An 8,601-nucleotide genomic window follows, 5' to 3' on the forward strand; every position below is an offset into this window, starting at 1 on the left:
GGGTGGGTGACGAGGTCGGCGAGGGTGTCGAGGTCGACGGCGGTGAGGGTGCCGGAGCGAGTGCGGGCGGCGAGGGAGGCGACCACGGGGAATACCTGGTGGCCGAGGTCAGCGGTGATCGATTCGGCGCGTGCGGCGGCATCGGACCAACGGGTCCCTATGGAATCGGCCTTGTTGAGGACTACAAGGGTGCGGTCGGGGGCGAGGGTGGCCAGCAGGCGGCGGTCGGCGGGGTCGGCGGTGCCGGGGAGGACGTAGAGGAGCAGGTCGGCGTCGAGGATGGGAGGGGGTTGCCCGGGCTGGTCGACAGGTCGGGTTTCTTCGGCGGTGAGCAGTGAGAGCGCATGTCGCAGGGTGGTTTTGCCCGCGCGGGCGCGGCCCGTCACCTGGATGCGAGGAGGTCGCCCGACCGGCACGCGGGCAGCCTAGCCGGAACCTGCTGGGCGGGTGCGCGTTTCGGATCACAAACCGGCAGGTCACCCGGTGAGAATTGGCACGAATTCGACACTGCCTGTGCGCCAGCACAATTCAGCGCGACGCCTCTTCACAGACACTTCGCGCTGGCCTACTCTGGCGATTCGGTCGGCATCAGCGCCGATGCACGGCTGCGGCGCCCCCCACGGCCGCCGCGACAAGGGGAGGTAGCGATGACCGTCAACGCCGACGTCATCCGGGTATCCGAAACACCGAGGCCGGATCGCGAACCCGCCCGGCCACTGCCGCCGAGCCGGGATCCGTTCTTCCATCCACCGCGCGGCTTCGCCCGACACGCGCCCGGCACGATCCTGCGCCACCGCGAGGTGGAGATCGCGCTCTTCGGCCTGGTGCCCCAGCACGTGACGGCCTGGCAACTGCTGTACCGCAGCCAGGATCTGGACGGGAAGCCCGAGGTCGCGATCACCACGGTGCTGCTGCCCGCCGGGGCCGAGCCGGATTCGGATCGCCCGCTGCTGGCCTTCCAGACCGCCATGGACGCGGTCACCGACCGCTGCGCACCCTCGTACGCGCTGCGCCGCGGCGCGCTCTCGCCCGGTTCGATCACCCAGCTGGAATGGCTGCTGGTCGCCGGCGCCCTGCGCCGCGGCTGGGCCGTCACCATCGCGGATCACGAAGGGCCGCAAGGCAATTTCGGGGTGGCGCGAGAGCCGGGCTACCGCGCGCTGGACGGCGTCCGCGCCGCACTGCGTTTCGCGCCGCTGGGCCTGCGCGCGGACACGAAGGTGGCCGTGTGGGGCTATTCCGGTGGCGGCATGGCCAGTTCGTGGGCGGTGGAGATGGCCCCGGAGTACGCGCCGGAGCTGAATATCGTGGGCGCGGTGCTGGGTGCGCCGGTCGGCGATCCCCGTCACGTCTTCCTGAACCTCGACGGCACCGCGTTCGCGGGTTTCCCGGCCATCGTGATCGCCGCGCTGCGGCAGGTGTATCCGGCCATGGCCGAGGTGGTGCGCCGCGATTTCACGCCGGAGGGCCGCCGCCTGCTGGACCGGGCGCGCAGCCTGGGCCCGATCGCGGTGCTGCCGCTGCTGGTCGGCCGCCGCATGGACGACATCCTGACCCGCCCGCTGGCCGAGATCCTGCCGGACCTCGAGGACATGTTCGACGATCTGCGCCTGGGCAATCGGACCCCGGCCTGTCCGGTGCTGGTGGTGCAGCCCGTGCACGACCAGGTCATCGACGCCGCGGGCATCGACGGCCAGGTGGAGCGCTACCGGGCCGGCGGCGCGGCGGTCTGGTACGTCCGCGATCGCCTCAGCGAGCATTTCTCGCTGCTGCCGCTGGCGACCCCGATGAGCCTGGACTGGCTGGCCGATCGGCTGGCCGGGAAAACTCTTACCGAACCCACAACCAAGACCGTATGGTCGGTCGCGCTGTCCCCGGCGCACTGGCGGGGCATGGTGGAAATGGCAACTACCGCAATGCGAGTCACGCTCGGCCTGCCCTTGCGCAGGCCGGCCGCACCGGCGTCCGACGAGGTCTCGGGCCTGGCGGCCTGACCGATCGCGGCCGCGGCAACCCCGGTCGATTGCTGCGCTAAAGAAGCAATACTGGACAATGGACGCCGTGAACGACGCCGCGAACCAGCACACGGGCAACCGTCTCTACCCCCGGGTCACCAGCTTCCGCGCCCGTCGCGGCGCGGTCTCGCCCGCGCGGCAGGAGGCCTGGGATCGGGTGTGGCCGCGGATCGGCAAGGACGTGTCCGACGAAAAGCTGGACGCCGACGCCTGGTTCGGGCGCTCGGCCCCGCTGATCGTCGAGATCGGCTGTGGCACCGGCACGGCCACCGCGGCCATGGCGCAGGCCGAGCCGCAGTTCAATCTGATCGGCATCGAGGTCTACAAGCCGGGCCTGGCGCAGCTGGTGCAGCGGATCGAGCGCGAGCAGATCGAGAATCTCCGGCTGTTGCGCGGCGATGCCGTGGATGTCCTGGAAAATATGATTGCTCCCGAATCGCTGACGGGCGTTCGCGTGTTCTTTCCGGATCCCTGGCCGAAGGCGCGGCACCACAAGCGACGGCTGCTGCAGCCGGAAACCTTCGCACTCATCGCGACTCGGCTGATTCCGGGCGGCGTGTTGCATGTCGCTACTGATCATGCCGATTACGCGGAATGGATCGGCCTCTACGGAAATGCCGAACCGCAGCTCATCGGCATGAACGAGCCCACGGGCGGGGATCCCGAGGCCTATCGGACCAAGGCACCGATTGGTTTTGAACGTCCGATTACCAAATTCGAAAACAAAGGACTCCGCGCGGGTAGCGCCATCACGGAGTTCATCTGGGGGAAGATCGAATCATGAGCGTCAGTGAGATGGCCCCCGAGGTCGAGGAAGTTGCCGGATTAATGCACGGCACCCCGTCGGCCGAACTATCGGGCACCACAGGGCTCGGCGGCAGCACCGCGGTGGCCCTCGGCGGCACCGCCACCGACGTGCGTCGCGTCCTGCTGGTCTGGGATGCGCCGAACCTCGACATGGGTCTCGGCGCCATCCTCGGCGGTCGCCCGACCGCCGCCTACCGCCCGCGCTTCGACGCGCTGGGCCGCTGGCTGCTGGCCCGCACCGCCGAACTGTCGGTGGGCAGCGTCACCCGCGTCGAACCCGAGGCCACGGTCTTCACCAATATCGCCCCGGGCACCGCCGATGTGGTGCGGCCCTGGGTCGAGGCGCTGCGCAATGTCGGTTACGCCGTCTTCGCCAAACCCAAGATCGACGAAGACTCCGATGTCGACTCCGACATGCTCGCCCACATCGAATTGCGTCGCCGCGGTGCCGGTTTGGCCGGAATCATGGTGGCCTCCGCCGACGGGCAGGCGTTCCGCGCACCGCTCGAGGAACTGGCCGCTTCCGGGGTGCCGGTTCAGGTGCTGGGTTTCCGCGAGCACGCGAGTTGGGCCGTCACGTCGGATATTCTCGAGTTCATCGACCTCGAGGACATCCCGGGCGTGTTCCGCGAACCGCTGCCCCGGGTCAGCCTCGACTCGCTGCCCGACGAGGGAGCCTGGCTGCAGCCGTTCCGGCCGCTGTCCGCCCTGCTCACCTCCCGCCCCGCTCAAGGAGTCGCTTAGTGTTCACCCGCTGGGGCGACCTGGTCTACAAGCTGCGCTACACCGTTCTCGGTGTGATGGCGGCGGCACTGCTCTCTCTCGGCGCGTTCGGGTTGGGGCTCGAGGACCACTTGAGCTCCAGCGGTTGGTTCGACCCGACCTCGCAGTCGACCAAGGCGTCGGTGCTCAAGGACTCGGTGTACAGCCGCGATCACAACAGTGATGTGGTGCTGCTGTACACCGCGCCCGACGGCAAGACCGTCGACGATCCGGAGTGGAGCCAGAAGGTCGTCGACAGCCTGAACGCGCTGCCGAAGGACCATCCGCAGATCACCAAAGTCAATGTCGCGCCGTGGAAGACCGATACGGGCCAGCAGGTCGCGCAGACGGTCAGCCCCGATCGCAAGCACGCCTTCGCCACGCTCGCGCTCGACGCCGACAATGACACCGACATGCTCAACGCCTACAAGGCGGTGCAGAACGCCTTCTCCGTTCCGGGCGTCAAGGTCGAGGTCGCGGGTCTGCAGCCGGTCGCCTTCACCCTGAACAACACGATCGCCAGCGACGTGAAGCGCATGGAGATGCTGGCCCTGCCGGCCGTCGCGGTCCTGTTGTTCTTCATCTTCGGCGGCGTGGTCGCCGCCGCGCTGCCGCTGATCATCGGTGGTCTGACGATCATCGCCGCCAACGGCATCATCATGGCCCTGACCAAGTACACCGAGGTGAACTCGTTCGTCTCCGCGGTGGTTTCGATGATCGGGCTGGGCCTGGCGATCGACTACGGCCTGTTCATCGTGAGCCGGTTCCGGGAGGAATTGGCCGAGGGCTACGACACGCGCGCGGCCGTCCGCCGCTCGGTCATGACCGCCGGGCGCACTGTGACCTCCTCGGCGACCATGATCATCGCCGCCAGCGCCGGCATGCTGCTGTTCCCGCAGGGCTTCCTGAAGTCGGTCGCTTACGGCACCATCGCCGCGGTGCTGCTGGCCATGCTGACCTCGCTCACCGTGCTGCCCGCGCTGCTGAGCATTCTGGGTCCGCGCGTGGACAGCCTGAGCCTCAAGTGGATTCGCAAGACCAAGACCGCCGAAGAGGTGGAGGCCGGATTCTGGGGCAAGCTCACCGCGTGGGTGATGAAGCATCCGCTGAAGGTCGCGATCCCACTGACGATCGGCCTGCTGCTGCTCATCATCCCGGTGAAGAACCTGCAGTTCGGCGGCATCTCGGAAACCTATCTGCCGCCTGACAATCCGGTCCGGCTGGCGCAGCAGCACTTCGACGAGACCTTCCCCTTGCGCAAGGCCGATCCGGTGCAGTTGGTGATCATCACCGACAACTCCAAGAACATCGGTCCGATTCTCGCGCAGGCGAATCAGGCTCCCGGGCTGGTGAAGAACGCCCAGTTCGCCATTCCGAGCAAGCCGCCGAACGGATCCAACGTCTGGACCTCCGACGCGACCATCCAGGACAGCGCGCACCCGGACGCGACGGTCGACTATCTGCGGTCGATGGAGGTCCCCGACGACGCCGAGGTCATGGTCACCGGTCAGCCGGTGCTGATGATGGACAGCCTCGACACGCTCATGCAGCGCATGCCGTGGATGATCGTCATCGTCCTGCTGGTCACCACGATCCTGATGTTCCTCACCTTCGGCTCGCTGGTGCTGCCGCTCAAGGCGGCGCTCATGAGCGCGCTCGGCCTCGGATCGACGCTGGGCATCCTGACCTGGATCTTCATCGACGGTCACGGCGCCTCGCTGCTGAACTTCACACCGCAGCCGATCATGGCGCCGGTGCTGGTGCTGATCATCGCGATCATCTACGGCCTATCCGTGGACTACGAGGTATTCCTGTTGTCCCGCATGGTCGAAGCGCGCACCCAGGGCGCGAGCACCACCGAGGCGGTGCGCGCGGGCACCGCGCAGACCGGCCGCATCATCACCGCGGCCGCCCTCATCCTGCTGGTGGTCACCGGCGCGTTCGCGTTCTCCGACCTGGTGATGATGCAGTACATCGCCTACGGCATGGTGGCCGCGCTGTTCATCGACGCGACCGTGCTGCGCATGCTGCTGGTCCCGGCCACCATGAAGCTGCTCGGCGACGACTGCTGGTGGGCGCCCAAGTGGATGAAGAAGATCCAGCAGAAGATCGGGCTGGGCGAGCCCATCCTCGACGATGAGCGGCCCGGCGGCGGCGAGGTGATCGACCTGGTCAAGACCACCCCGGTCACCGACCCGGTCACCATGCAGATCCCGCTGCTCACCGACGGTTCCATGCCCGCCCGCCCGCGCAAGCCGCGCCCGCGCCGCACCGTCGACATCGACAGCGAGGCGCCGACCCAGCGCATCGACCGGCCCGAGTCGACCCCGCCGACCGCCACGGCCTCGCCGACCACCGGGACGACATCGGAGACCGAGCGTCCCGCGCCCGGATTCCCCTCCGTCACAGCGCGTCCCGGCCATGGCGTCACGCCGTCGACGACCGCGGCTCCGTCCTTCGTCACCGGCAGCCCGACGCCGAGCCCGCTCTCGGGTCTGGTGCCGAATGCCGAAGCGGAGCCCCCGGCGGGCGAAACCCCCACCGCCGCACCGATGACCAACCTGGGCGCCCCGGCGGATTCCGGCGCCAAGCTGCCGCCGCGCCGGGTGACCAGCGCGGCCTCGCCGGATGCGCCGACCACCGACCTGGGCTCCGGTTCGCCGGCGCGCGGGCCGATGGCGCCGCACCCCATCGGCGACTTCGCCTCTCCCCTCAAGGGATCCGCGAATGCCGGTGGCGGCGACCTGCCGTCGGTCTCACAGCCCCCGGTCGGCCACGAACGGGTGCTGCCGCCGCAGGCTCCCGCCGAATCGGCACAGCCCACGCAGGCACCCCAGCCGCCGAAGCTCCCGCCGCATCCGGCGACGCGGGCGCAGCTGTACCAGCCGCATTCGCCCGAGTCCGAGCAAGCCCCGGATACCGCTGCCACGGAAGCACATCCGACGCATCACGCGGCGGGTGAGGAGGGCACCGGCGGCGGCCGCAGCAGCATCGAACAATGGATGTCGGATCTGCGTTCGTCCAAGCGCCGTCCCAAGGCCGACGAGGACGCCAAGCCGGAGGACGCCAAGCACCGCGGCGGCGAGGGCCGCACGGTCAGCGTCAACGAACTGCTCCGCCGCCAGAACCGCGACTGATCGGACACAAACGAACGCCCGGCCGGATTCTCGGCCGGGCGTTCGTTTTTCATGCTGCTACGCGGTCGGCGTGCGCGTATCCATCTCGGCGAAGGTCCGGGCGTAGCGGGTGCCGACCACCAGGAGCAGGACACCCACCACCAGGAAGGCCCCGGCGCGGACCAGCCCGTCGAGGGTGGCCAGGTCGAACAGGAACAGCTTGGCCAGTGCGGCCGCGGTCACCAGAAGTCCCGCGGCGAGTGCGACTTTCGCTTGCTGCGGGGTCCGGGCCAGGCGGCGCAGACCGAAGAGCAGGGCGGCCGTCGCGGCCGCCATCCACACGATGGTGGCGATCCCGTGCCCGGCCCGGAAGCCGTCCGGGTTGCCGGTGGCCACACCCAGCGAGACGGTCAGGGCCGTGACCGCGTAGAGCCCGCCGATTCCGGCGAACACCGACAGCACGGTGGTGTCGGATTCCCGATCCAGCAGGCCGAGGCGGCGTGCGCACCAGCCCGCGACCGCCAGCACCGCGAGCAGGGCCAGCGCCGACAGCGCGGTCGAAATGCCCAGGCGTGCTTCGGCTTCCGACTGACCGGCCAGCGTTCCCGGATCGGCCAGATAGAAGAAGTTCACCGCGTCCATGGCGCCGAAGCCCGCACCGATGCCCGCGGCCACCCGCGACCGCTGCTGCCCGGCCACCGCCAGGAAGCCCAGGGCGACGACCGACAGCGCCAGCGGCAGGGTGTCCACCCGGGTGATACCGATGCACGCCTCCAGTAGGGCGAACGCACCCGTCAGCGCGGACACCACGGCCAGATGCGCCGGAATCCGCACGGCCCCGGACAGTTTCGGCAGCCAGGGCAGCGCCGCGACGAGCAGCAGCACGGCCGCGAAGGACGCGGACACGACGGTGGATCCGGTGCGGCCGAACATGATCGGCGCGGCCAGCATCGGTAGAGTCGCCGCCGCGAAGGTCAGGCTCGCCGCGACATCCCCGTCCCGCCGCCGCACCGAGAGCACCGCGCCCACCAGGCCGGCGACCGCGATGACGATGGCGGCGGCCAGCACCTGGAAACGATCCGAGGCCGGAGCGCCGTCGGAATCCAGGCCCAGGGCCGAGGCGACCACCGCGACCAGCGTCGCGAGCACCGCCGGGACCGTGCGCACCACGTGCAGGAACGGCCAGTCCCGCACCAATTGCACTGGGAGGGAGGCGATCTGGAGCACGATCAGGAAGCCCAGCAGCGCCAGCTCGACGGTCACGAACGGTGCGAGCACCGCCGCACCCAACATCACCAGCACGGCCAGCGCCTGCGACCGCCACTGCACAGCCAGCGCCACACCTCCAGCGGCGATACCCAGCGCCAACACATACCCGACCACCGGATTCAGCCAGTGGTAGATCGTGGTCATCGCGATGACGTCCAGGTATCCCCCTGCGATACCGGTGGCCGCCAACGCGATTCCCCCGACCCGGCCGCCCGCCTTGGCGTACACCCGGGCACCGGCCGCCACCAGCGCGCCCGAGAACAGCGCGCCCGCAACGACTCTCGGCACCGGCCCGAAGAACCCGGCCTGTGCCGCCAGCACCAACAGCATGACCACGCCGATGAGCGTGACCGCCACCCCGGCGATGGCCAGCACCCGGCTGATCACCCCTTCCCGCTGCCACCACGGCTCCCGAATCGGCCGTGCGTAGGCGCTGCGCTGCTGCCGCGGCAACGGCGGCATGGGCTGATACGAGGGCTGCTGATACGTGGGCGGCTGCCACCCCGGAGGCGTCCATCCGGTGCGTGGCGGCACGGCAGGGGCACCGGCCTGGACCGGAACACCTTGCCCCGCAACAGACTGGCCCCAGCCGGTGGCCATGGGCATGGTTGCGCCCGCCACCTGGGTGGGGG

At 69.4% G+C, this 8,601-nt stretch carries 5 protein-coding genes and 1 pseudogene; 4 read left to right on the forward strand and 2 right to left on the reverse strand.

What is annotated here, in order from left to right; translation table 11 throughout:
• Positions 1-416, reverse strand: a pseudogene (locus ACAM49_RS36285) (hypothetical protein); the annotation flags it as partial.
• 231 nt (positions 417-647) lie between these two features.
• Here ACAM49_RS36285 and ACAM49_RS36290 point away from each other — a divergent pair.
• The 4 genes from ACAM49_RS36290 (at position 648) to ACAM49_RS36305 (ending at position 6,721) form a co-directional block, all read left to right on the forward strand.
• The gene (locus ACAM49_RS36290) at positions 648-1,994 is read left to right on the forward strand and encodes a lipase family protein (protein ID WP_369640059.1); all 1,347 of its coding nucleotides are present in this window, start codon (positions 648-650) and stop codon (positions 1,992-1,994) included.
• A gap of 67 nt (positions 1,995-2,061) precedes the next feature.
• Positions 2,062-2,799: a tRNA (guanosine(46)-N7)-methyltransferase TrmB gene (gene trmB / locus ACAM49_RS36295; protein ID WP_369640060.1), complete on the forward strand. Its 738-nt coding sequence runs from the start codon at positions 2,062-2,064 to the stop codon at positions 2,797-2,799.
• Positions 2,796-3,566 (forward strand): NYN domain-containing protein, encoded by a 771-nt coding sequence (locus ACAM49_RS36300; protein WP_369640061.1) that lies wholly within the window; start codon positions 2,796-2,798, stop codon positions 3,564-3,566. Before trmB ends, ACAM49_RS36300 begins: the two co-directional genes overlap by 4 nt.
• Entirely contained in the window at positions 3,566-6,721 is a 3,156-nt protein-coding gene (locus tag ACAM49_RS36305) for an MMPL family transporter (protein ID WP_369640062.1), read from the forward strand. Before ACAM49_RS36300 ends, ACAM49_RS36305 begins: the two co-directional genes overlap by 1 nt.
• Before the next feature lie 57 nt (positions 6,722-6,778).
• Here ACAM49_RS36305 and ACAM49_RS36310 read toward each other — a convergent pair.
• Positions 6,779-8,601 (reverse strand): DUF2339 domain-containing protein (locus ACAM49_RS36310; RefSeq protein ID WP_369640063.1); only part of this gene is annotated, 1,823 nt, incomplete at its 5' end.

Origin of the sequence: Nocardia sp. JMUB6875, from assembly GCF_041154655.1 — a bacterium.
GTDB lineage: Bacteria > Actinomycetota > Actinomycetes > Mycobacteriales > Mycobacteriaceae > Nocardia.

Bases quoted from the DNA above. Each gene is read 5' to 3' on its own strand.
- ACAM49_RS36290 (WP_369640059.1), top strand. From the start codon at position 648: ATGACCGTCAACGCCGACGTCATCCGGGTATCCGAAACACCGAGGCCG.
- ACAM49_RS36300 (WP_369640061.1), top strand. From the start codon at position 2,796: ATGAGCGTCAGTGAGATGGCCCCCGAGGTCGAGGAAGTTGCCGGATTA.